Annotated in this window: 23 protein-coding genes; 13 read left to right on the top strand and 10 right to left on the bottom strand. The window is 63.5% G+C overall.

Annotation, left to right across the window (positions count from 1 at the left end; translation table 11 throughout):
* Position 1: 1 nt before the first annotated feature.
* The gene (locus IEW00_RS14355; RefSeq protein ID WP_188515101.1) at positions 2-2,893 is read right to left on the bottom strand and encodes a TonB-dependent receptor; all 2,892 of its coding nucleotides are present in this window, start codon (positions 2,891-2,893) and stop codon (positions 2-4) included.
* A 298-nt stretch (positions 2,894-3,191) separates the two neighbouring features.
* Here IEW00_RS14355 and IEW00_RS14350 point away from each other — a divergent pair, with 298 nt between their 5' ends.
* Together IEW00_RS14350 and IEW00_RS14345 are read left to right on the top strand one after the other, a co-directional pair.
* Positions 3,192-4,493 carry a pectate lyase family protein gene (locus tag IEW00_RS14350; protein WP_229737055.1) on the top strand — a complete coding sequence of 434 codons (1,302 nt, stop codon included), beginning with the start codon at positions 3,192-3,194 and terminating at the stop codon, positions 4,491-4,493.
* A 32-nt stretch (positions 4,494-4,525) separates the two neighbouring features.
* Positions 4,526-4,933, top strand: a complete 408-nt coding sequence (locus IEW00_RS14345) for a cupin domain-containing protein (protein ID WP_188515231.1) — start codon at positions 4,526-4,528, stop codon at positions 4,931-4,933.
* On the opposite strand, the gene IEW00_RS14340 is transcribed toward IEW00_RS14345, so the two are convergent.
* From IEW00_RS14340 to IEW00_RS14320, 5 genes are all read right to left on the bottom strand, one after another.
* Complete coding sequence (locus IEW00_RS14340; RefSeq protein ID WP_188515099.1) at positions 4,902-6,443, bottom strand: carboxylesterase/lipase family protein; 1,542 nt, start codon at positions 6,441-6,443, stop codon at positions 4,902-4,904. The two genes, IEW00_RS14345 and IEW00_RS14340, sit on opposite strands and share 32 nt — an antisense overlap.
* A complete protein-coding gene (locus IEW00_RS14335) occupies positions 6,430-7,452 on the bottom strand; it encodes a sugar kinase (protein ID WP_188515098.1) in 1,023 nt (340 codons plus the stop codon). The genes IEW00_RS14340 and IEW00_RS14335 overlap by 14 nt, the downstream gene beginning before the upstream one ends.
* Positions 7,449-8,207, bottom strand: a complete 759-nt coding sequence (gene kduD, locus IEW00_RS14330) for a 2-dehydro-3-deoxy-D-gluconate 5-dehydrogenase KduD (RefSeq protein ID WP_188515097.1) — start codon at positions 8,205-8,207, stop codon at positions 7,449-7,451. Before kduD ends, IEW00_RS14335 begins: the two co-directional genes overlap by 4 nt.
* Positions 8,208-8,228: 21 nt before the next feature.
* On the bottom strand, positions 8,229-8,867 hold the full coding sequence (locus IEW00_RS14325) for an RpiB/LacA/LacB family sugar-phosphate isomerase (protein WP_188515096.1): 639 nt from the start codon (positions 8,865-8,867) through the stop codon (positions 8,229-8,231).
* Positions 8,868-9,002: 135 nt separating this feature from the next.
* Positions 9,003-10,010 carry a LacI family DNA-binding transcriptional regulator gene (locus tag IEW00_RS14320; protein ID WP_188515095.1) on the bottom strand — a complete coding sequence of 336 codons (1,008 nt, stop codon included), beginning with the start codon at positions 10,008-10,010 and terminating at the stop codon, positions 9,003-9,005.
* Between the two features lie 174 nt (positions 10,011-10,184).
* On the opposite strand from IEW00_RS14320, the gene IEW00_RS14315 reads away from it, so the two are divergent.
* From IEW00_RS14315 to IEW00_RS14300, 4 genes are all read left to right on the top strand, one after another.
* Complete coding sequence (locus tag IEW00_RS14315) at positions 10,185-11,708, top strand: UxaA family hydrolase (protein ID WP_188515094.1); 1,524 nt, start codon at positions 10,185-10,187, stop codon at positions 11,706-11,708.
* Between the two features lie 85 nt (positions 11,709-11,793).
* Positions 11,794-12,609: a 2-keto-4-pentenoate hydratase gene (locus IEW00_RS14310; protein WP_188515093.1), complete on the top strand. Its 816-nt coding sequence runs from the start codon at positions 11,794-11,796 to the stop codon at positions 12,607-12,609.
* Between the two features lie 112 nt (positions 12,610-12,721).
* Positions 12,722-13,984 carry an MFS transporter gene (locus IEW00_RS14305; protein WP_373282650.1) on the top strand — a complete coding sequence of 421 codons (1,263 nt, stop codon included), beginning with the start codon at positions 12,722-12,724 and terminating at the stop codon, positions 13,982-13,984.
* Between the two features lie 90 nt (positions 13,985-14,074).
* Positions 14,075-14,434 carry a hypothetical protein gene (locus tag IEW00_RS14300; RefSeq protein ID WP_188515092.1) on the top strand — a complete coding sequence of 120 codons (360 nt, stop codon included), beginning with the start codon at positions 14,075-14,077 and terminating at the stop codon, positions 14,432-14,434.
* 47 nt (positions 14,435-14,481) lie between these two features.
* Here IEW00_RS14300 and IEW00_RS14295 read toward each other — a convergent pair whose 3' ends face one another.
* Entirely contained in the window at positions 14,482-14,910 is a 429-nt protein-coding gene (locus tag IEW00_RS14295) for a response regulator (protein WP_188515091.1), read from the bottom strand.
* Positions 14,911-15,008: 98 nt separating this feature from the next.
* On the opposite strand from IEW00_RS14295, the gene IEW00_RS14290 reads away from it, so the two are divergent.
* The 4 genes from IEW00_RS14290 to IEW00_RS14275 all read left to right on the top strand — a co-directional run bounded on the left by IEW00_RS14290 (position 15,009) and on the right by IEW00_RS14275 (position 17,029).
* The gene (locus IEW00_RS14290; protein ID WP_188515090.1) at positions 15,009-15,827 is read left to right on the top strand and encodes a pseudouridine synthase; all 819 of its coding nucleotides are present in this window, start codon (positions 15,009-15,011) and stop codon (positions 15,825-15,827) included.
* Positions 15,828-16,022: 195 nt separating this feature from the next.
* The gene (rsmD, locus tag IEW00_RS14285; protein WP_188515229.1) at positions 16,023-16,580 is read left to right on the top strand and encodes a 16S rRNA (guanine(966)-N(2))-methyltransferase RsmD; all 558 of its coding nucleotides are present in this window, start codon (positions 16,023-16,025) and stop codon (positions 16,578-16,580) included.
* A gap of 4 nt (positions 16,581-16,584) precedes the next feature.
* Positions 16,585-16,779: a type II toxin-antitoxin system RelB family antitoxin gene (relB, locus tag IEW00_RS14280; protein ID WP_188515089.1), complete on the top strand. Its 195-nt coding sequence runs from the start codon at positions 16,585-16,587 to the stop codon at positions 16,777-16,779.
* Complete coding sequence (locus IEW00_RS14275; RefSeq protein WP_188515088.1) at positions 16,757-17,029, top strand: type II toxin-antitoxin system RelE/ParE family toxin; 273 nt, start codon at positions 16,757-16,759, stop codon at positions 17,027-17,029. The genes relB and IEW00_RS14275 overlap by 23 nt, the downstream gene beginning before the upstream one ends.
* On the opposite strand, the gene IEW00_RS14270 is transcribed toward IEW00_RS14275, so the two are convergent.
* The 3 genes from IEW00_RS14270 to IEW00_RS14260 form a co-directional block, all read right to left on the bottom strand.
* Positions 17,030-18,310, bottom strand: a complete 1,281-nt coding sequence (locus IEW00_RS14270) for an MFS transporter (RefSeq protein WP_188515087.1) — start codon at positions 18,308-18,310, stop codon at positions 17,030-17,032.
* Positions 18,311-18,435: 125 nt separating this feature from the next.
* On the bottom strand, positions 18,436-19,137 hold the full coding sequence (gene ctrA, locus IEW00_RS14265; RefSeq protein ID WP_017672249.1) for a response regulator transcription factor CtrA: 702 nt from the start codon (positions 19,135-19,137) through the stop codon (positions 18,436-18,438).
* Positions 19,138-19,414: 277 nt separating this feature from the next.
* A complete protein-coding gene (locus IEW00_RS14260) occupies positions 19,415-20,311 on the bottom strand; it encodes a LysR family transcriptional regulator (protein ID WP_188515086.1) in 897 nt (298 codons plus the stop codon).
* A 115-nt stretch (positions 20,312-20,426) separates the two neighbouring features.
* Here IEW00_RS14260 and IEW00_RS14255 point away from each other — a divergent pair, with 115 nt between their 5' ends.
* The 3 genes from IEW00_RS14255 to IEW00_RS14245 all read left to right on the top strand — a co-directional run bounded on the left by IEW00_RS14255 (position 20,427) and on the right by IEW00_RS14245 (position 23,498).
* The gene (locus IEW00_RS14255; RefSeq protein ID WP_188515085.1) at positions 20,427-21,137 is read left to right on the top strand and encodes a pirin family protein; all 711 of its coding nucleotides are present in this window, start codon (positions 20,427-20,429) and stop codon (positions 21,135-21,137) included.
* A 93-nt stretch (positions 21,138-21,230) separates the two neighbouring features.
* A complete protein-coding gene (wrbA, locus tag IEW00_RS14250) occupies positions 21,231-21,830 on the top strand; it encodes an NAD(P)H:quinone oxidoreductase (RefSeq protein WP_188515084.1) in 600 nt (199 codons plus the stop codon).
* A gap of 129 nt (positions 21,831-21,959) precedes the next feature.
* The gene (locus IEW00_RS14245; protein WP_188515083.1) at positions 21,960-23,498 is read left to right on the top strand and encodes a hypothetical protein; all 1,539 of its coding nucleotides are present in this window, start codon (positions 21,960-21,962) and stop codon (positions 23,496-23,498) included.
* Positions 23,499-23,501 lie beyond the last annotated feature (3 nt).

Genomic DNA, 23,501 nt, shown 5'->3' with positions numbered 1-23,501 from the left:
CTCAGTATTTGAAGCGTGCACCGACAAAGAAGTTGCGGCCGAAGTGGTTGTGCTCATAATTCCGGTCCGCGTCGAAATCGGTGAAGCGATAGCGATAGGTGTCGGTCAGGTTGTTGCCTTCCAGCGAAACCTCGACCCACTCGGTGAGCTTGTAGCGGATCGACGCATCAAGGTTGAACTGGCTGCCATAACCTTCGAGCAGGTTGCCGGTGCCGCTGGCGCCTTCATGCCAGCGGCTGCGGTATGTGCCCATTACGCGGGCCGAGAACGTGCCGTCGTCATAATAGAAGGTGCCGTTGTAAGAGCGCTTGGAAACATTGGCCAGCGAGCTTGTTACGAATACCGGCGCAACCAGCGCACCGCCAGGTACCCTGGCCGGGCCCGCGAGGCTGAAGGTCGCTTCACTATCGATAAAGGTCGCGTTGGCAAGAATGCCGAAATTGCCGAAAAACCCATCTGTGAAGACACTGAACGGAATTTGCGCCGCAACTTCGACGCCCCTGATCTTTGCGCCCTCGCCGTTGACGATCGTGGTGAGCTGCCAGATCGGCTGGTTGAGCAGATCAGGATTGAGCGCTGCCGGGGACGATGGATTGAGCACGGAGACCGGCAGACCAGTCTGCGCAAATGTGGCCTCGGGGATCACAGAGGACTGGGTGAAGGTCGCGATGTCCTTGATGAAGCCTGCGACCGACAATAGCGCCTGCGGAGCGAAATACCATTCGATCGCCAGGTCATAGTTCACGGCGCGGAACGGCTGGAGGAACGGGTTGCCGCTGTTGACCCGGAAATTGAAGCCATCAGCCGATCCACCAGGCGTCAGCGAGCCCAGGCTGGGGCGCGTGATGACCTCGGCAATGGCCCCGCGAACAATCACGTTATCCGTCGGGAACAGCGCCAGGTTGGCCGAAGGCAGCCAGTCGTCATAGCTGCGTTCGACGGTCGCCTCGACGCCGCCAACCAGGCCATAGGAAGACTGCTCGGTCTTCACATAGCGCATTCCTGCGTTGAGCGCGTATTCCATACCGAGCAACTCGCCCTTGGCGTCGAACTGCAGATAGCCGCCCTTGGTGGTTTCCTGCACGCCGCGGTTGTTACCTGCATCGAGCGCCAACGGACGTTGGTACAGATTGGTGAAAGCAGCGGCCGCATCCAAATCAGGCACCAGCCAGGCGTTGGTGTTGCCTGCAGGCTGGCCGGCATTACCCAAATTGAACAGCTGGGAAAGCGCCGGGGTCGCCTGGAAACCGTAAACTGCGGCCGGCCCGAAAAGGCTTGTCGGCGAACAGGTGATGGTGCCCAGTACCCGGTCGAGACCGCCGTTGCCGCACACCGCGGTGTCACGGGTGAACGCTTCGGTGTCGAAGTTGAACCGACGCCAGACGACACCGGCCTTGATCGTAAACCCTTCGGTCACGTCCCATTCGGTGCGCAATTGTCCGGTCTTGAAGCGGTTTTCGATCGTCGAAGGCCGGTCGCGGATTTCGGCGAGCTGGAACACCGCAGGATCGGTGACGCTGGTGCCGAAGGTCAGCTTCGGCCGCTTCATGTCGGTATAGTCGTAGGAATAGCCCTGTGCATCGCGGTCATCGAACACGATGGTCGTTTCAACCGGGATATCGGCGTTCGACTTCGACAGGCCGCCCATCAGTGTGAACCGGAAATTATCTGTAACGTCCTGGTCCCAGCTTCCGCCGACCTGATAGAATTCGGTCGTGCTCTTGCGCAGATAATGCTCGGTCCGGACCCATGCATCATTGAGCGTGGCCGAGATCATGTTGTTGTTGGCGTCGTACACCGGGTTGACGACATCGATCGAGCGCTCGTTTGAGCGCAGCAGAACCTCGCCCCACTGTTCGCGCCGGTCGCTGTTGAAGTTGGAGTACAACCCGTCGATCGAGAACTTGGTCGCGTCGCTGGGTGCGAACTGGATCGACCCGGTGATGCCCAGACGCTCACGATCGTGCTGCACTTCGCCATAACGCGGAATGCGCGGGTGGAACGCGAGCGCGGCACGGTCGCACGCGGCGTTGCGTCCGACAGCATAAGTGCCGCCCGCATTGGGGCGACCTGCAAGGTTGGTAGCACTCTGGGTGAAGCAGGGTGCGCCATCGACCGAGTCGAACCGGGCCTGGGCCCAGCGAACGGTGTTGTTGCCCAGTTCCAGCACCTGGGTCTTCTGGTACGCCGCCGACATCGACACGCCGAAGGTGCCGGCATCGTTGCGCCAGCTGAGCAGTCCGGCAAGCCGCGGGCCGACATATTCGGACAGGTCGTTGTAACTGGCGACCAGCGAGGCAACCCCGGTCAGGCCGGCCTTGGCCGCCAGCGGATTGCCGGTGTTGAGATCGACCACCGCACCCAACGAACCTTCGTCCAGGCTGGCTTCGGCGGTCTTGTGGACGACGATCGAGCTGAACAGTTCGGAGGCGAACACGTTAAAATCGAACGCGCGATCGCGGTTGGCAGTCTGGCCGTCGGTGGAGGTAGCGATGGTTTCGAGGCCGTTGACGCGAACGCGGGTAAACTGGCTGGAAAGACCGCGCACGGTGATCGAGCGGCCTTCGCCTGCATCGCGAGTGATCGAGATGCCGGGGATGCGCTGCAGCGATTCGGCGAGGTTCTGGTCGGGGAACTTGGCAATGTCTTCGGCGACGATCGCGTCGATCGCGCCGACCGAATTGCGCTTGAGATTGATTGCGGCTTCAAGCGACTGGCGGAAGCCGGTGACGATGATCTCATCTGCCGAACTTGCGTCGTTTTCGGCGACCTGTTCACCGGCGGCGGCATCTTGTGCCTGCGCCGTACCGGCAGCGCCAACGGCGCACCCTGCGAGCAACAACCCCTTGAAAAACGACACGCGCGAAACCCGCTGCGATACCTGACTGCGCATTCTCAATCCCCTCCTCAATCGCCCTTTTCGGGCCTATTGCTACCGGTGTCAAAGGGGAGGACGCAGCTGCGTCGAACCGTCCCTGGCACCCGTCTCCCAATTCAAGATGCCTTGACCGATGGGCATCCAAATTCATTCCGGCTTATTCAATGGCGGTCTGCGCCACGTTATGACCCCTGAGGGTAACCGGTGTCATTAAGTATTGCCCTCTCCTCCACGCTCTGTCAATAAAAAGGCAACAGGAGAGAAAACGATGCACAGAATGTTGCAAAAAGCCCTCATTACGGGCGCTTTTGTCATGGCCAGCATAGCCCAGGGGTCAGCGCAGCCGCACCCCGCCGACCCGACAAAAGGTGGCGCGGGCGGACGAATCATTCGGGTGACGACGCTGGCCAAAGCGGGTCCAGGCTCGTTCGCCGAGGCGCTTGCCACCAAGGGTCCGCGCACCATCGTGTTCGAGGTTGGCGGGGTGATCGACCTCGGCCGCAGCTCGATCGACATCACCGAACCCTATCTCACTATAGCAGGCCAGACCGCGCCCTCACCCGGCATCACCATCATCAAGGGCGGCATCGATGTGAAGACGCACGATGTCGTGGTGTCGCATCTGCGCGTAATGACCGGCGCCGACGGGCAGGCCAAGCTTTCGGGGTGGGAGGCCGATGCTTTTTCGACGGTCGCCGCGCACAATGTGGTGGTTGAACACTGCAGCTTCCTGTGGGGTACCGACGAAAACATGTCGGCATCGGGCCCGCGCTTTACCGGCAACACGGTCGACGAATGGCGCGCCGGGACCAGCCATCACATCGTTTTCCGCGACAACATCGCCGCCGAGGGCCTCGCCAATTCGAGCCATCCCAAGGGCGAGCATTCCAAGGGATCGCTGATCCACGACAACGCCACCCACATCACCTTCTATCGCAACGTGTGGGCGCACAATGTCGAGCGCACGCCGCTGGTGAAGGGCGGCGCACAGGTCGCCATGATCAACAACCTGATCTTCAACCCCGGCCACCGCGCGATACACTACAACCTGATGAACCTGGAATGGGCAGGACAGCCCTATGTGACGGGTGAAATCACCGCGATGGGCAATGTCATGCGCGGCGGCAACGACACCAACGAAGGCCTGCCGTTCCTGATGCTCGGTGGCGATGGCGATCTTGCGTATTTCGGCAAGGACAACCGCGCGGTCGACCGCCACGGCAATGCCCTGCCCCAGTTCGGACGCTATGGCGAAACGAAAGCGAAGCTGATCACCGCCAAGGCCCCGCTGGCCGATGTGTCACAATACCGCATCCTCCCTTCGGGCGAGGTCGAGACGTCGGTGCTGGCAAGCGCCGGCGCACGGCCCTGGGACCGCGCGCCCGATGATATCCGGGTGCTGTTCTTCGTCGCCGAAGGTCGCGGCGACATCATCGACGACGAGAGTGAGGTCGGTGGCTACCCCGCACCCGTGGCGACCTTCGCGCCGTTCGTCGAGGCCGATTGGAATCTCGATACGATGACGCCCAAGTCGGGGCGCTATCCGGGACAGAAGGGCGGCGCGCAGGAAGCATTGAGCGAGCGTGACCTGGAGATGCGGACCCCGCAGCCGTGAGCGCACTGCTCGCGCTCCTGGCCCCGGGTCTCATGGCCGCCGCTCCGCCGATGGCGGTGATCGACGAGGCGGACACGCTGCGCCGCGAGCCGCCACCGCATGGCGCGATCGGCATGAGCACCGCGTGGCGGATCAGCGACCATGTGCCTCAACCGCGCCGCATGGAGTTCCGCAGGCGCACGCTCGATATCGGCGCCGCGATCGGCGAGCACGCAATCGCGCATGACGAGGTCTATTACGTGCTCGATGGCGAGGGCGAGGTTGTCTCCGACGGCCAGCGCGCGACGCTGAAGCCCGGAATGACCGCGTATCTGTATGACGGCGCGGTGGTCGGCATCTGGCAGAAGGGCGAGAAACCGCTGGCGCTGATCATCGCCTATCCGGTTGCCGAACCGAAGGAAGCTACGGTCAGCTCCCCGGCTGAACGTAAGGAGCCCTAGCCCACAATTCGCGCTCCCAGCGGCGCGGATCGTTCTGTACGGTCGCCACGCCATTGCCGACCACCAGGGTCGCACGGTCGGGCAACGCGTAAGACGACCAGTCCGTCCGCCCCGGAACGCCGGTTTTGGCAAGCCCTGCAAACGCCTGCATCATCACATCGCGCGTCGCGCGCGCACCCGCATCGGTTCCGCTCATGCTGCCCGGTGCATCGAGCGTACCGAACACATAAGGAATGTCATCGGTATGCGCCGCCCCGCGCAAGGGATCGATCGGCGATGCGCGGTCGAGCTGGTAGACCCAGGTCGCAGCCGCGCCCGCCTTTGCCCGCTCATCCGCCTCGATCACCTGCCCCGGCCACGACCGGCCCGCAGTGGTCGCCGCATAGAACAGCTGCTCGGGCGTCCAATCGGGGAATTGCGCGCGGTACTGCGCCACGACCCAATCGACGTCGAGGTCGATCTTGATCTCGGGCGCTATCTTTGCCGCGATGTTATCCCAGCCCAGCCCTTTGAGCTTTGCGCCCCTCGGATCGAGGAACGCGCGGGTCTCCTCGCGGGTGTTGCCCAGGATCATCGGAATGTGCAGCGATTGCGACGCGGCATCAGGCCAGAACGGGTGGCGCGGCAGGTTGGTCATGTCGAGCACCGGGCCGAAATAGACCGCGCCGCCGATCACCGGGTCGGTGGCCGTCAGCGCCTCGACGATGCGCTCCACCGGCGCGCTCAGCAGTCCATCGGCATCACTGGGCTGCAGCCCCAGGGCCGTCATCAGCGCCTGGGTGCGCTTCCACGCATTGCCCGGGCCGCTTGCGGTCACCTGCTGTCCGCTCATCGTGGCTGCGGTGTGGAACAGGCCTTTGGCGGCCGGCATCGCCATCAGCGTCGCGATCTTCGCCCCGCCGCCCGACTGGCCGAACACCATCACGCGTGCCGGATTGCCGCCGAACGAAGCGATATTGTCACGCACCCATTCGAGCGCGAGGATGAGGTCGAGCTGGCCCAGATTGCCGCTGTCGGCAAAGCGGTCGCCTAGTGGTTTGAGCCAGGCATAGCCCAGCGCGTTGAGCCGGTGGTTGACGCTGACCACCACGACATCGCCCGCCGCCGCCAGCCTTTGCCCATGCGTGAGCGGATCGGTAACCGTGCCGTTGGAGTATGCGCCGCCATGGAAGTAGACCATCACCGCGCGGCTGGCCTTGGGGTTCGCCTCGGGTGTCCAGACGTTGAGGAACAGGCAGTCTTCGGACTGCGGCAGATCGGGGTTGCCCCGTTGCGGCGCAATCGGCGCGAAATCCTGCGCCTTGACCGTGCGGTCGATCGGCACCGCTACCGCGCGCGCGAAACGCTTGGCGCGGCCATAGCGGATGCCCTTGAACGCAAGCACACCGTCGTCGCGCAATCCGGTGAAGCGGCCAACCTGGGGATCGGCGCCTTTCGCCAGCGCCGGAGTGGCCATCAGCGCTGCACCAGCGCCCAGCAGCGAACGCCGGGAAAGCTCAGCGCCGGACATCGCCGCCGGCGGACGAGAATGCCGCGAGCTCGGCCGACCCGATCAGGCACATATCGCCGGGGAGCGAATGCTTGAGCGCAGCAAGCGCCAGCCCGCATTCGGCCATCGCCTGTTCGCTCGCGCCCTGCAGATACTGGTGCAACACCCCTGCGGCAAACGCATCGCCGGTGCCGATCCGATCGACGATTCCGGTGACATCGATCTCGGCAGTCTGGTACTTGCCCTGCCGCGTATCGACCCGGGCGGAAATGCGGTGGTGATCGCTGCTGACGACATGGCGCGCGGTCGAGGCGACCAGCTCGAGCTTGGGGAACGCCGCAAACGCCGCATCCACCGCCTCGCGTCGTCGCTCCGAGCCATCGCCGGAAAACGTTTTACCCAGCAGCAACGAAATATCACGGTGGTTGCCGATCATCACGGTTGCGGCGCTCAACAGTTCGGTGAGGATACTGCGCGGATCGCTGTCCCACGCGTCCCACAGCAGCGCGCGGTAGTTGCCGTCAAAGCAGATCGGCACGCCAGCTGCCTGCGCTGCGGCGATCGCTGCGCGGGCGAGCGTCACGCCGTTGGGGCCAAGCGCGGGGGTAATCCCCGAAAGGTGCATCAGGGCCGCGCCGTCTAGCGCGCCTGCAAAATCGAACGCGTCTGTATCTGAAAGCGCAAACGCCGAACCGGCCCGGTCATAGGTGATCGAAGACGGCCGCAAGCCTGCACCGGGCTCAAGGAAATACAGCCCCATCCGCCCTGGTCCGCACGCAACATGGCGGGTATCGACCCCGGCAGCACCCAATTCGGCGCGCGCCTTGTCGCCGAGCGGGCTGTCGGGAAGCAAGGTAATCATTCTTGCTTCGTGGCCCAGTGAGGCCAGCCCGGCGGCAACATTGGCCTCTGCGCCGCCGACCGCCATTTCGAGTGCCTGCGCCTGAACCACCATTCGCGCACCCGGCGGCGACAGGCGCAGCAGCATCTCGCCAAAGCAGACGACCAGGCCAGACGCTGGATCGCTCATCGCGCCAGCCAGCCGCCGTCGACTGCGAGAATGTGCCCGGTGACATAATCGGATGCGGGCGATGCCAGGAACAATGCCGCACCTGCGATATCCTGAGGACGACCCCAGCGACCCGTCGGGATGCGCTCGAGGATCTGGCGATTGCGGGTTTCGTCCGCCTGCAATGCCGCGGTGTTGTTGGTCGCGATATAGCCCGGTGCGATTGCGTTGACCTGCACGCCCTTGGGCGCGAGTTCGTTCGCCATCGCCTTGGTGACGCCACCGACACCCGATTTGGCGGCAGCATAGCTTGGCACCCGCAGGCCGCCCTGAAAGGTCAGCAGCGAGGCGATGTTGATGATCTTGCCAGAGCCGCGCTCGGCCATGTGCTTTGCGGCTGCCTGGCTGAGGAAGAACAACGTCTTCAGGTTGGTGTCGATCACCGCGTCCCAATCCTCCTCGCTGAATTCGAGCAGATCGGCGCGGCGGATGATCCCGGCGTTGTTGACCAGGATGTCGAGACGACCCAGCCCCGCCAACGCCTCGTCGATCACCCGGCCGACCGGCTCGATCGAGCCGAAATTGGCGGTGATGTTGACCGCCTTGCGCCCGGTGGCCTCGATCGCCTCCAGCGTTTCGGTTGGCTCGGACCGGCCCGCCACGGCAACGTCCACCCCGGCCTCGGCCAGAGCGACCGCAATCGCCTGGCCGATCCCGGTGTTGGCGCCGGTGACCAAAGCGGTCTTGCCCGAAAGGTCGAAGGGGCTAGCTGTCATATCCCGTGTCCCCTTCCGGCTTTAGCCCGTGATTCCCTTGAGATACGCTGCCATTTCCTGGTCCTGCGTATTGGCATAGAAATACTCGGCAAAGCGCTCGCCGGCAACCGCGGCCTTGAGCAGGTCCTGATCGACGGTCTTGAGCACGGTCAGCATGTCGTGGCAGGCAGCGGCCTTGAGGTCCTTGAGGATACCCCGGTTGGTACGCATGATCTCGGCACGCTCCTTGGGATAGCCCAGACCGCGTTCACCGTCGAACAGCTTGGCATAGACATCCTGCAGATTGAGCTCCGCTGCCCAGCCGAAGCCCTTGGCATAAGGCATCGAGATTGCGTTGCCATCGTTGATCTGGCCGAACAGGAATGCGTCAGTGGGGTCGATGACGAGGCCGCAGAACACGCCGGGCATCGCGTTGCACGCGAGCATCGATCCCATTCCGGTGCCGCAGCCGGTGACGACGAAATCGGCCGCACCCGAATTGAGCAGGATGCCGGTGAGCAGGCCGTTCATGACATAGGTCAGCGAGGCCTTGTCTTCAGCCGAATACATTCCGTAATTGAACACTTGGTGGCCCAGAGGCTCGGCGACCGTGGTCAGCGCGTCGTGGATGATGCCGTTCTTGGCGGCCTGGCTGTTCTCGGTGATCAGGGCGATTTTCATAGCTGTCCTCTCGTTCAGGCGCGGTTGTGCGCCAGGGCGCATGGCCTATTGCTGGCGCCCGTGGTAACCGGTGTCATAGAAACGTGCAAGTCCATAATCGGGCGCAGGATCGGCAGAGCAGCCGGTGCGCCCGCGTTACGCGACGGATGCCCGCTCGATCAGGTCTGAGAGGAAATGCGAAGGGTGCTTGCGCGCCTCTGCCGGGTCGATCAGCTTGATCGCCGCAGCCTTGGCCATCGCCTGGATCGGCCATCGCACGGTGGTGAGCGGCGGCCAGATGTGCGCGGCGATCGCGGTGTCATCGAAGCCGACGATCGACAGGTCCTCGGGCACCGAAAGCCCCTGGGTCCGCGCGGCATGGAGCACGCCGGCGGCCATCTCGTCGTTGCTGGCGAAGATCGCGCTGGGGCGGGGCGATGCGGCAAGCAGCTTTTCGCCGGCCGCGATTCCCGTCTCGAAGGTGTAGTTGCCCTCGGCCATGATCGCGGGGTCCAATGCGACGCCTGCGGTCTCCAACGCGTCGCGATAGCCCAGTTCGCGTTCGGCGGCAGAGCGAAACCCCTCGGGGCCCGCTACGAAGCCGATGCGGCTGTGCCCGCGCCTGACCAGATACGCGACCGCCTTGGCCACCGCCTCGCGGTCGTTCGACGCGACCATATGCGCATCGTCGTCAAGCCGCACCGACCCCATGCGGACATAGGTCACGCCAAGCTCGTCGCACAGCTGCGCCAGCGCATCATTCTCCGAGATCGGCGGAAGCAGCATCACCCCGAACAGCCGCTGCTGTTCCAGAAACGTGCGGACATGGTCGAGCATATCGGGAGAGCGGCGGTTGACCGGGCGGACCACCAGCGCGAATTCGGTATCGCGGATTGCCGACAATATGCCTTCCTGAACCCCCAGCACCATCTGCGCATTGGGGTTGTCATGGATCAGCCCGATCAGGAAATTGCGCCGCAACGCCAGCGCACGCGCCTGCGGGTTGGGCACATAGCCCAGCTCGGCGATCACCGCCTCGACCTTTTCGCGTGTCGCCGAATTGAGCAGCGTCGACCGGTTGATCACCCGGCTTACCGTTTTCTTCGATACACCGGCGATGCGGGCCACATCATTGATGGTCGGCTTACCGTCTTTGGCTTTCATTCAGCGCGCTTTCGTCTCGACCCCAGGCTACACCGGTGTCAGTCCCCGGTTTGTCCTAGCCTCAGCAAGGTCACCCTGGCAATCCCGCGCAGATTGACACCGGTTACCATGCCGCTATCCATAGGCAAAACCAGATAGGGGAGAATCGCGCTGCAAGGTCCGCCCACCACCCAGATGCCCATCGAGACGGGCATCCATTTGCCGGATGCGCTGCAGGTGCACGCCGCAGATGGCGTTGCGGTGGCGTTACGTCCGCTGAGCGCGGGCGAGACCATTGCGGTCGGCGGCCAGCAAATCATGCTGCGGCACGATATCGCGCAAGGCCACAAGTTTGCAATCCGTCTGCACAGGGCGGGCGACCGGGTTCTGAAATACGGCCTGCCGATCGGTGAGGCGACCGTTGCGATTGCGGCTGGCGATCATGTCCACACCCACAATCTGGCCACCGCGCTGGCCGGAGAACTGGCGTACGAAGCGCATCAGGGCCGCCAACATGTGCCCCCCACGGTGGCCGAAGGTCCGGTCTGGCAGGGCTATCTCCGCGCCGATGGCCGCGCCGCGACGCGCAACGAGATCTGGATCCTGCCGTCTGTCGGCTGTGTCGGGCTGACCGCCGAGCAAGTCGCGCGCGCCGCCGAGGCGCGGCATGCCGACGGAATCGCAAACGGGCGGATCGATGGCGTCTTCGCGTTCACCCATCCGCATGGCTGTTCGCAGCTGGGCGATGACCTGGGCGGAACCCGCGCGCTGCTCGCCGGGCTGGCGGCCAACCCCAATGCGGCGGGCGTGCTGCTGATCGGGCTGGGCTGCGAATCGAACCAGCTGGACGATCTGGTTGCCGCAATCCCGCCTGGTGCGCGCGCCAAAGTGCGCACGCTCTCCTCGCAAGGCGTGGGGGACGAGATGGCCGCTGCCGCAGCCTTGGTCGATGAACTGGTGACCGAGGCGTCGACCGCGCAGCGCGAGCCGCTGCCGCTGTCGGCGCTGGTCGTGGGCCTGAAATGCGGCGGATCGGATGGCTTTTCGGGCCTCACCGCCAATCCGCTGCTGGGTCGCTTCTGCGATACGTTGGCGGCATCCGGCGGAATCCCGATCCTCACCGAAATTCCCGAGATCTTCGGCGCCGAGCAGGCGTTGCTCGACCGCGCCGCCGATGCCGCGACGTTCGAGGCCGCCGCCGCGCTCGTCAACCGCTTCAAGCGCTATTACCTCGATCAGGGGCTGCCGGTGTCGGAAAACCCGTCGCCGGGCAACATTGCAGGCGGCATCACCACGCTTGAGGAAAAGTCGGCGGGTGCGGTGCAGAAGGCTGGACACGCAATGCTTACCTCGGTGCTCGATTATGGCGAACAGGCGCACACCCCCGGGCTCGCACTGCTCGAATCTCCCGGGAACGACGCGGTGTCCTCGACCGCGCTGGCAGCCGCCGGGGCGACGCTGGTGCTGTTCACCACCGGGCGCGGAACGCCGCTCGGGTTTCCGGTGCCAACGGTCAAGATCGCCTCGAATCGCGGGCTGGCGCAGGGCAAGCCGCACTGGATCGACTTCGATGCGTCGCGGGTGCTCGACGAGGGGCGGCAGACTGCCGATGCGGCGTTTCTCGATGCGCTGATCGGCTTTGCCAGCGGGCGAAAAACCGTTGCCGAAAGCGCCGGACAGCGGGCGATATCGATCTGGAAACGGGGCGTGACGCTGTAGCGATCACCGGCGTTGAAACGCCGCCACTTGCGAATGACACCGGTTTCCTTTAGGCAACCGCACAAGAGAAGGACGACCAATTGGGATGGGGAACGAGTTGACGGTGAACACGCAGGCCGATGATGTCGCGATGGCCTTTGTCAGCGCCCGCCGCGAGGCGCGAGCGCTCGATGCCTATCCTGGCATCAAGCCGCAGGAGCTTCAGGCGGCCTACACCATTCAGGATCGCGCGATCGTGCTCGACGGGCGTCAGGTGATCGGCTGGAAGGTCGGCCGGATCAATCCGCCGCTCGATGGCCAGCTGGGCGCCAACCGCCTTTCGGGGCCGATCTTCGCGGATTCCATCGTCGATGGCGCCGATGGCAGTATGCCCGATATGCCGGTCTTCGAAGGTGGCTTTGCGGCTGGCGAGGCCGAGATTTTGCTGCACGTCGCACCCGGCTTTTCGGGCGCGGTGCCTGTGGACGATGCAGGCACCAAGGCTCTGCTCGACGACATCCGGCTGGGCATAGAGATTGCCAGTTCGCCTTATCCCGGCATCAACACCGATGGGCCTTTGGTCACGGTTTCCGATTTCGGCAACAATGCAGGGCTGGTGCAGGGGCCTTCGCTGGCCGGATGGCGCGACATCGATCTGTGTGCAATCCCCGTGCGCAGCGAGATCGACGGCGCGGTGGTCGGCGCGGCGACGGCAGCGACGATGCTCGATGGCCCTTATGGCGCGGTCCGCTTCCTGCTGACCAACCTCATGGCGCGCGGTGTCGATGTGTCGAGCGGCCTTTGGGTCTCGACAGGCGCGATCACCGGCGTGCATGAAATCGGCATCGGTCAATCCTATAAAGCCGTGTTCGAAGGCTGCGGCGATGTGCAGTGCCGGATCGTTGCGGCAACGCCGCGCTGAATGAACCTTATCGCAGACCGGTAAAGGCCGGCTGCTCACCTGGGAGAGTGAAATGGTCGATGCCACAACGAACGCCGGAGCCGGCACCGGAAAAGGCACAGCAAAGGCACCCATGATGGATGCGGCTGCAGCCAATGCGGGTCGCTATCGGTGGGTCATCGTCGGGCTACTGTTCGCCGCGACGGCCATCAACTACATCGACCGCCAGATGATCGGGGTGCTCAAGCCCACCTTGGTTGCAGAGTTCGGCTGGACCGAAGGCGACTTTGCCAACATCGTGTTCTGGTTCCAGGTCGCATATGCGATCGGCTATATCGGTTTCGGGCGGATCGTCGACGTCATCGGTGCGCGGCTTGGATACTCGATCGCCATCGTCATCTGGACCATCGGCCATATGGCACATGGGCTGGCCAACGGCGTGACCAGCTTTGCAATGGCGCGTTTTGGGCTTGGCATTGGCGAGAGCGGTAACTTCCCTGCCGGAATCCGGGCGGTGACCGACTGGTTCCCGCAGCGTGAGCGTGCCTTTGCCATCGGGCTGTTCAACGCCGGGGCCAATGTCGGTGCGATCATCACGCCGCTGCTCGTGCCCTTGCTGGTCCTGTGGTTCGGCTGGCGCGAGGCGTTCTACATCACCGGTATTTTCGGGCTAGTGTGGCTGATTGCCTGGTGGGCGATGTACCGCCACCCTTCGGAGCACAAGCGCGTTTCACCCGCAGAACTTGCCTGGATCCAGCAGGACCCGGCCGATCCGGTCGAGCAGATCGGCTGGAGCCGGCTACTCGCGAAGCGCGAAACCTGGGCCTATGCGCTGGGCAAGTTCCTCATTGACCCGATCTGGTGGTTCTTCCTGTTCTGGCTGCCGGGATATCTGTTCGAACGCTATGACATGGATCTCAAGACCTTCGGACTTCCGCTGGCGGCGATCTACCTGATCTCCGATGGCGGTTCGATCTTTGGCGGGTGGATGTCGTCGCGGCTGATCAAGGCCGGGCGCACCCCTAATTTCGCGCGCAAATCGACCATGCTGCTGTGCGCGCTCGCGGTCACGCCGATCTGGTTTGCCCAAAGCATCGACAGCGTGTGGGGTGCGGTGCTGATCATCGGCCTTGCCACTGCAGCGCACCAGGCGTTTTCCGCCAACCTGTATACCCTGCCTTCGGACATGTTCCCGCGCGGGGCGGTGGGATCGGTGATCGGTATCGGTGGCACCGTCGGAGCATTGGGCGGAATGGGGATGGCGCTGTTCACCGGATACATCCTCGACAGCACCGGCAGCTACGAGATCCTGTTTGCAATCTGCGCGAGCGCCTATCTGCTGGCGCTGGCCGTGGTGCATCTGCTCAGCCCGAGGCTCGAACCCACCAGTGTCTGAACGATAAGCAGGCGCCGTTCGGTAGCAACGTCCGCCCGGCTTTCGCGTATGTGCGGCAGGCAATCCTGTCGCACTACAAGGACGCACACCATGGCAGACACTTTACCCGACGATAACTCGGACCTGAACGACAGCTCGGACACGATCAACCAGTCGCAGCAGGATGATTCCAGCGCAAACAACGTCGCCGAGGACGCGATGCACAAGGATCGGGACCCGAGCGAAGACAGCGAGAAGGGCGGATCGGAGGGCTTGTCGGTTGTCCCGCAGGACGAACCGGACCTTGTTGACCGGATGGACCAAATGGTGAGTTCAGGCCATATCGATCGCGGCGCTTTCGACAACGAACGCAATGACGATGATGAGGAAAGCCCATTGGGGACCCTCGACCCCGACGAAGACGACAGCCCGGACGACACCGACATGACCAAATTCGGCAACCACGGTTAAAATAAGCGCCCTCGGCCGGGGATGGGGCGCACACGCCCCTCCCCGACCTATAGGGTGGAGAACAGGCTGAGCGGCTTGGGGATGGTTTTGACCGACTTGCCCCGGATCATGCGATCTACCGCCTCGATCGCCTTGACCAGTTCAACCGCGTTATAGGGTTTGTTGAGACACCCCACCGCATATTGCTGCGCCTCATTGGGGCAGGTTCCGGTCGCGAACAGCACCGGAATATCCATCCCGCTCGCGACCCGCGCGACCTCGATCCCGCTGCCGCCGCGTGACAGGTTGACGTCCGCCAGCACCAGATCGATCGCTTCACGCGACAGCATCGCGATCGCTTCATCCTGCGTATCGACGGTGGCCACGACCCGATACCCTGCATCGACCACCCGCAATTCGTTGTCGAAGGCCACCAGCGGCTCGTCCTCGACAATCAGGATGGTCTGGATCGACCGGGTAAATCGCGAAAACAGCATGAAGGGCCTTTCCGGCAACGGCGTCGGTATGAAATCGAAATACGCAGTAATGAATTCTTGCGTTCCCGCGCGACGCCTTCCTCGTTATAGCAGCGGCCATGCCCCCCCGGAAACCGAAATTCGATCCGCTCAACGACGACAGCCCGTCGCCCAGCGAAACGCCCAAAAAGGCCAGCACCTCCACGCTCGGTGAGGGGCAGCGCATCGCCAAGCTGCTTGCCCGTGCCGGCATCGCCAGCCGGCGTGAGATCGAGCGGATGATCGAGGGCGGCCGTGTCGCGCGCGATGGCGTCGCCATCACCACGCCCGCCACCGTGCTCACCAGCCTGCATGGCATCACCGTCGATGGCAAAGCGGTGAAGGAACCCGCGCCTGCAAAACTGTGGCGCTTCCACAAGCCGGCCGGGCTGCTCACCGCAGCGCGCGACTTTACCGGCCGCGAGACGATCTACGATCATCTCGCCCGCGTCGCGCCCGATGCGCCGCGGATGATGCCCGTCGGGCGGCTCGACCTCAACACCGAGGGACTGCTGCTGATGACCAACGATGGCGAACTCAAGCGCCAGATGGAGCTGCCCGCCACCGGGGTCGAGCGCACCTATCGCGCGCGCGCCTTTGGCGAGGTCAGCCAGAGCCAGCTCGAAGACCTGATCCACGGGATCACCATCGAAGGCATCCGCTACGGCAAGATCGACGCCAATCTGGAACGCCGCACCGGGCGCAACGGCTGGATCGAGATGACGCTGACCGAGGGCAAGAACCGCGAAGTGCGCCGCGTGCTCGAGCATCTGGGCCTCAAGGTCTCGCGTCTCATCCGCACGCGTTATGGTCCATTCCTGCTCGAAGGGCTTGAGCCCGGCGCGATCGACGAGGTCCGCAGGCACGATCTGATCACCTTCAGGAACACGTTGAAATGATGGTACAAGCTTACCCCTCTCCCTTGACGGGAGAGGGTTGCGCAGTCTTGGGGACGCAGGAGCCTAGACGGAGCTGGGAGAGGGTGTCGCGATTGCAGGGCAGGCGTGGCGCATGTCACCCTCTCCCGGCTGCGACTAGGCAGCAAGCTGCCAAGTCTTCGCTGCCCTCCCCTGTTAAGGGGGAGGGGTAACATGCTGCGCATCATCGCAGGCGAGTGGCGGGGCCGCAAACTCAAGGCGCCCGCAGGCGACACCACCCGCCCGACCGCCGACCGCACCCGCGAAACCCTGTTCTCGATGCTGACCAGCCGGTTGGGGTCGTTCGAGGAATTGTCGGTGCTCGATCTGTTCGCAGGCTCGGGCGCGCTCGGCATTGAGGCGCTGTCGCGCGGCGCGGCCAAATGCGTGTTCGTCGAGCAGGACCGCGCGGCGATCGACGTTCTTCGCGCCAACATCCGGGCGCTCGAAGCCGACGAACGCGCCGAAATCCGCCCCAGCTCCGCGCTGACATTGGGCCCCGCGCTCAAGCCCTTCGACGTGGTGCTGATCGACCCGCCTTATGCCACGGGCGCGGGCGCGGTGGCGCTCGACAAGCTGGCCAGGCTGGGCTGGTTCGCGCCATCGACCTGGATCAGCGTCGAGACCGGCAAGTCGGAAAAGCTCGAGGTCTCGGGTTTCGAGATCGACGCCGAACGCGTGGTCGGCAAGGCAAAGCTGACGTTATTGCGGCTGGCGGGCGATGTGATAGACTGACTTCATGGTCAAATACTCGCCGATCGAATCCGAATTCGCCTCGTCCGAGGAAGAGGCGGCGTATGATGCGTGGTTGCAGGCCAAGGTAGAGCGATCGCTTCGATCAACCGCGCCTCGCGTTCCGCATGAAGAGGTGATGGCGCGCGCGGCGGAAATCATAGCCAAGGCCCGGCAGCGTGCGACTGATTTGGACAATTGAAGCCCCAGCAGACCATGACGACATCATCGGTTACATTGCCGATCGGAATCTCGATGCCACTGACCGGCTTAAGAACCTGTTTGATCGTTGTGCCAAGCAGTTGCTGGAGTTTCCCCAAATGCATCGTCCGGGTCGCGTCGCTGGTACACGGGAGGCGATCGTGCACCCCAATTATCTGCTGATCTACAGTATTGAGCAGGACGCCATCGTCATCACGGCTGTCCTGCACGCCCGCCAACAATACCCCTGACTATCCCGCGGCCCTTCCCCGCTGCGCCCACAATCCTGCAAAGCTCAGCACCCCAGCCGCCGCCAGATACAGCCCCACCGCATCCGCGCCGCCCCGGTCCGCCAACGCCTGCGCCGCGATCGGGGCGAGCGCGCCGCCGATGATGCCGCCGCCGTTGAACGCGACCGACGCGCCAGTATACCGCACCCGCGCCGGAAACTGCTGTGGCAACCAGGCACCCAATGGGCCATAGACAAACCCCATCACCAGCAACGCGATCGAGAGCGCGACCCAGGCCAGCCAGAGCGATCCTGAACCCAGCAGCGGCCCGAACAGCAGTCCGACCCCCACCGTCGCTGCGCAGCCGAACATCAGCACCCGCCCGCTGCTGGTCGCGTCCGAGCGATAACCTGACAGGATGATGCCCAGCGCCAGGAACAGGATCGCACCCAGTTGCACCAGCAGGAAATCGACCCGGTCGTGCCCCAAAGCAGTGGTGGCATAGCCCAGCGCGAATGCTGTCGAGAGGTAGAAGATCGCAAAGCAGGCGACGACCGCGAAGGTGCTGGCAAAGGTTGCGCGCAAGTGGTTGCGGAAGAGTTCGGCCACTGGCACCGGCGCGGGCTTGTCGCGCGCCAGAACCTCGGCGAAATCGGGCGTCTCGCTGATCTTGAGCCGCACCCACAGCCCTAGCCCCACCAATATGCCGCTGGCGAGGAACGGCACGCGCCAGCCCCAGGCGACAAACTGCGCGTCGGTCAGCGACAGCCCCAGCAGCAGGAACAGCCCGTTGGCGGCGATGAACCCCACCGGCGCGCCGAGCTGCGGCGCCATGCCGAAGCGCGCGGCCCATCCCGGCGGTGCGTTCTCGACCGCCAGCAGTGCCGCCCCGCCCCATTCGCCGCCCAACCCGAAGCCCTGGCCGAAGCGAAGGATGCACAGCAGCAGTGGCGCGACCCAGCCGACCATCTGATAGGTCGGCAGAAACGCAATCAGCAGCGTCGATCCGCCCATCAGCATCAGCGAGGCGACCAGCGTCGACTTGCGCCCGATCCGGTCGCCGAAATGGCCAAAGACCACCGCGCCGACCGGCCGCGCGAAGAACGCGAGGCCAAAGCTCATATAGCTTAGCAGCAGCTGCGCCGAGGCACTTTCGGAAGGGAAGAACAATGGCCCGAAGACCAAAGCGGCGGCGGTTGCGTAGATATAGAAATCGTAGAACTCGACCGCGGTCCCGACCAATGATGCGGTAAGCACGCGCGCATGGGTGCGATAGGGATGTTGGGGTGTCGTGGTCGCCATGGGACCGCAGCGTTAGCGCGCGACACGCTGATGACAAGCGAATGCGCGCCCCTTCGCGCACAGCGGATCCAAAAAGGGCGGCTGGTTGCCCGCCGCCCTTTTTCAAATGTCGGTGTAAACGCGCCTCAGGCAGCGATGACTTCGCCATCGGCTTCGGGATCGCGCAGCACATAGCCGCGGCCCCAGACGGTCTCGATATAGTTTTCGCCGCCGCAGGCCAAGGCCAGCTTCTTGCGCAGCTTGCAGATGAACACGTCGATGATCTTGAGCTCGGGCTCGTCCATCCCGCCATAAAGGTGGTTGAGGAACATTTCCTTGGTCAGCGTGGTGCCCTTGCGCAAGCTGAGCAGCTCGAGCATCGCGTATTCCTTGCCGGTCAGGTGGACCCGGGCGCTGTCGACTTCGACGGTCTTGGCATCGAGGTTCACCGCCAGCTTGCCGGTGCGAATGACGCTTTGCGAATGGCCCTTCGATCGACGCACCACGGCGTGGATGCGCGCGACCAGTTCCTCGCGGTGGAACGGCTTGGTAACATAGTCGTCGGCACCGAAGCCGAACGAGCGGACCTTGCTGTCCATTTCCGAAATGCCCGAAAGGATCAGCACCGGCGTCTGCACCTTGGCAACGCGCAGCTTTTTCAGCACGTCATAGCCGTGCATATCGGGCAGGTTGAGGTCGAGCAGGATGATGTCGTAATCATACAGCTTGCCCAGATCCAAGCCCTCTTCACCCAGGTCCGTCGTATAGACGTTGAAACCTTCGGTGGTGAGCATCAGCTCGATCGCCTTTGCCGTGGTCGGTTCATCTTCGATCAAAAGCACCCGCATGTGCAGCCCCTTTTTGCCCGTGCCATCAGCACCGTTCAGTCATCTAGACCCAAGAACGGATCGACGTGGAAAACATTAACCATAAAAGTTTTGGGGGCAAAAGGTTAATTTTGGGTAAACCTCGAGCTGCCTGGAGGCCGCGATACGGCCGTAAGGGCCTAATACGCGGGAAAGACTCAGGATTTGCAGGCATTGCCATCCATCAACGGCCCGTCGCATTTCCAGTTATTAAACGCATTTGGTTTCCAATTGGTAAGGAAATCGCGTCGAGGTTAATTTAATTTCGGGGCAGTTCGCTGCGCAAGAATGCGATCAGCGCCTCAACCCGCGCGGGGCGATGCGGCGATGGCGGGGTGACGATACTGAGCGTGGTTTCATCGAACTGCCATTCGGGCATAAGCCGGACAAGCCGCCCGTCGGCGATCGCCTCGTCGCAGAAAAAGTCGGGCAGCGCGGCTATGCAAAGCCCTGCGAGCACGGCAGGAATGGCCGCATCGGCATTGTTGACGATCAGCGCCGGCTTGACCGGGCAGTATAGCCGGGTGCCGTCCGGCCCAGTCAGCGCCCACATCCCGGGTTGCGCGGCGTTCGCATAATACACTGCGCGGTGCTGCCCGAGATCTTGTGGGGTGACCGGCGTGCCGTGGCGGGCGCAATAATCGGGCGAGGCGATCATGTAGAGCTGCACCGGGCGCAGGCGGATGGCGCGCAGACTGCTGTCGGGCAAGGTGGCGATGCGCAGCGCCAGATCGAAGCCTTCGCTGACCAGATCGACCCGCGCATCGGACAGATGCATGTCGATAATGATCCCCGGATGCATCGCCATGAAACGCGCAATCAGCGGCGCGACCGCACGCAATCCGAAACTCATCGGCAGCGCGATCCGCACCGTGCCGGTCAGCAACGACGCTTCATCGCGCGCCGCCTCGACCGCCGCTTCGCCATCGATGCGTATCCGCCGCGCATGATCGACCAGCGATCGTCCGGCAGCAGACAGCGATAGCCTCCGCGAGGTTCGGTGGAACAGCACGGTTCCCAGTTCCGCCTCCAGCCGCGACACCGCCTTTGAGACCTTGGCCTTCGACAGGCTGAGCGCGTCTGCCGCTGCGGTGAAGCTGCCGGTGTCGGCAACGGCTGCAAACACCGCCCAGGCTTCGAAATCGGGAAGGCGCATATTGGAAACAATCCTTTTCCAAACTGGCTATTTTGGAAACGATAGCACCGTCCTATCTGTTGCTCAAGCCAAGGCACCGGCTCAGATCGAGGTGCCTGATGAAGGAGCAACCGATATGATCGAGAAGCGCGACTTTTCTTCGCTGGGCCATGCCAACCACGGCTGGCTCAATGCCCGCCACCACTTTTCGTTTGGTGGCTATCATGATCCTGCCCGCATGGGTTGGGGAGCGCTGCGGGTATGGAACGACGACGAGATCGCTCCCAAGAGCGGCTTTCCCACCCATCCGCACCGCGACATGGAAATCATTACCTATGTCCGCTCGGGCGCGATCACCCATCGCGACAGCCTGGGCAATGAAGGCCGCACCGAGGCGGGCGATGTCCAGGTGATGAGCGCAGGCACCGGCGTTCAGCACAGCGAGTTCAATCTGGAGGGCGAGGAAACCCGGCTGTTCCAGATCTGGATCATCCCCGATGCACCCGGCGGCGCACCCCGTTGGGACGCCAAGCAGTTTCCCAAGGGCGAGCGCTCGGGCAAGCTCGAGGTCCTGGCCAGCGGGCGGGATGAGGACATCAGCGCAGGCGCATTGATGATCCGCGCCGATGCGCGGCTGTCGGGCGCAACGCTGGCCGCAGGCGACAGCATCACCCATCGGATCGCAGACGGCACGTCTGCGTATCTGGTGGTGTCGGCAGGCAGCGTGACGGTAAACGGGGTCGAAATCGGCCCGCGCGATGCCGCCGCGATTACCCGCGAAACCGAAATCACGGTTGCGGCCTCACAAGACGCCGAGTTTCTGATCGCGGAAACCCGGACTCACTGACCCTCTGGGGTTCCTGGAACCCCTGTCCCGCCGCTTTCCCCCTCCCGGCGGCGGGACACCCCTTTTCAACCTTTCTGTCGAAGGAGATCTCTCATGGCAAAAGTTCTAGTACTTTATTATTCTTCCTACGGTCATATCGAGACGATGGCCGAGGCGGTTGCCGAAGGCGCGCGCGGCGAAGGCGCCGATGTCACGATCAAGCGTGTTCCCGAAACCGTGCCCGACGATCTGGCCAAGTCGAGCCATTTCAAGCTCGACCAGGCAGCCGAGATCGCAACGCCTGAAGAGATGGCCGATTACGACGCGATCATCGTCGGTACCGGCACCCGATTTGGCCGCATGTCCAGCCAGATGGCCACCTTCTGGGACCGCACCGGTGGTCTGTGGGCGAGGGGCGCTCTGGTGGGCAAGGTCGGCGCGTCATTCACCGCCACCGCGAGCCAGCATGGCGGACAGGAGACCACCCAGTTCTCGATCCTCACCAACCTGCTACACCATGGCCTGACCATTGTCGGGCTCGATTATGGCTTTCAGGGCCAGCTGAGCAACGACGAGGTCGCAGGCGGATCGCCTTATGGTGCCAGCACGATCGCAGGTGGCGACGGATCGCGCCAGCCGCACACGATTGATCTCGACGGCGCACGCTATTTGGGAGCCAAGGTCGCCCGCACCGCAGCCAAGCTGGTCGCCTAACCTTTCGCGCTCTCCCTCCCAGGAAACGCCGCCCGCACCCCCGTTTATAGGGGTTGCGGGCGGTATGCGTGCGCTCTAGCGTTGCGCCTGAAACGGGGAGCGGGCGATATGAGGTGGATGGGTCGGCGCATGGGAACGTCGGGGCTGACCTTGGGGTTGAGGTCGGGGCTGATGGCAGTGCTGACAGCAACCGTGGCCCTGCCGAGCGCTGCGCTCGCCGAATGGCACGAAGCCTCGAGTCCCAATTTCCTGGTCTATGCCGATCAGGGCGAAAAGCAGGTGCATGCCTTCACCGACATGCTCGAGCGCTATCGCTCGGCGATGCTTGCGCTTTACAAGATACCTGACGAGCCGACATCGCCGTCCAACCGGCTGACGGTGTTCGTGGTGCGCGATGCGGCACAGGTGCGCAAGCTGCTGGGCACTGGCAACCGCTACATCCAGGGCTTCTATCAGTCTCGCGCCGGTGGATCGGTGGCCTTTGTCCCCCGTGTCGATGGCTCAACCCAGAGCGACCGCGTGAGCCAGGGCGAGCAGGTTCTGCTCCATGAATATGCCCATCATTTCATGTACAGCGTGTTTTCCGGATCGGCACCCTTGTGGTTCACCGAGGGCTTTGCCGAATTCTACTCCACCGCCAAGTTCGAGAAGGACGGGTCGGTCGGCCTGGGTCTGCCTGCGACCCACCGCGCAGCCGAATTGTTCTATGCGCAGGATGTTCCGCTCGAGATGCTGCTGAGCACCCGCAAATACCGCGATAATGCGTCCAAGCGCTATGACGCATTTTACGGGCGCAGCTGGCTGCTGTTTCATTACCTGATGCTGTCGGGCAAACGCCCTGGCCAGCTCAACGACTATCTCGGCCGACTGAACAACGGCGAGGGCGAGGATGCCGCCGCAGCGAGCGCGTTCGGCGATCTGGCTGGCCTCAACAAGGAGCTCGAGCGCTATATGATGTCGCGCAGGATGAGCTATCTCAACCTGGGCGCCAACCGCATCAAAACCACCGAGATCGGCGTGCGTCCGTTGCGTGCGGCAGAGGCCGCGATGCTGCCCGTGATGATGCGATCGAAGCGTGGTGTGGATGAGGACCAGGCCGTGGTCGTAGCCGAGACGGCGCGCGAGATTGCGGCGAAATATCCCGATGATCCGTTCGTTCAGACGGCGCTGGCCGAAGCCGAGTTCGACGCCGGAAACGACGCCGCAGCGCTGGCCGCAGCGGACCGCGCCTTGGCGCGCGACCCGAGGGCGATCAATGCACTGATTCAGAAGATGTACGTGCTGTTTCGACAGGCCGAGGATGACAGCAGCGACAGTCTGTGGCCCAAGGTCCGCGCCGCTGTGGGCGCCGCCAACAAGGTCGAGAACGATAACCCGATCCCATTGAGCTTCTACTACCGGACCTACGCTGCCGAAAACAAACAGCCGCCCGAGATCGCGGTGCAAGGGCTGCAAAAGGCGCTGATGTTGGCGCCTTATGATACCGGGCTTCGGATGACGCTCGCGCATTACCATATCCGCATGGGCGACAAGGAAATGGCGCGCAAGATCCTCGGGCCTTTGCTCAACCATCCCCACGACACCGGTCTTGCCGACTTCGCACGCAAGATGCTCGAGGGCGATCCCTCGCCCGCTCCGCTGGAGGATGCAACCGACGCCGCAAACTGATAG

The organism is Blastomonas aquatica (genome assembly GCF_014639875.1).
Lineage (GTDB): Bacteria > Pseudomonadota > Alphaproteobacteria > Sphingomonadales > Sphingomonadaceae > Blastomonas > Blastomonas aquatica.
The sequence above is the reverse complement of the archived record's forward strand: the minus strand, read 5'-3'. Positions and strand labels throughout refer to the sequence as shown.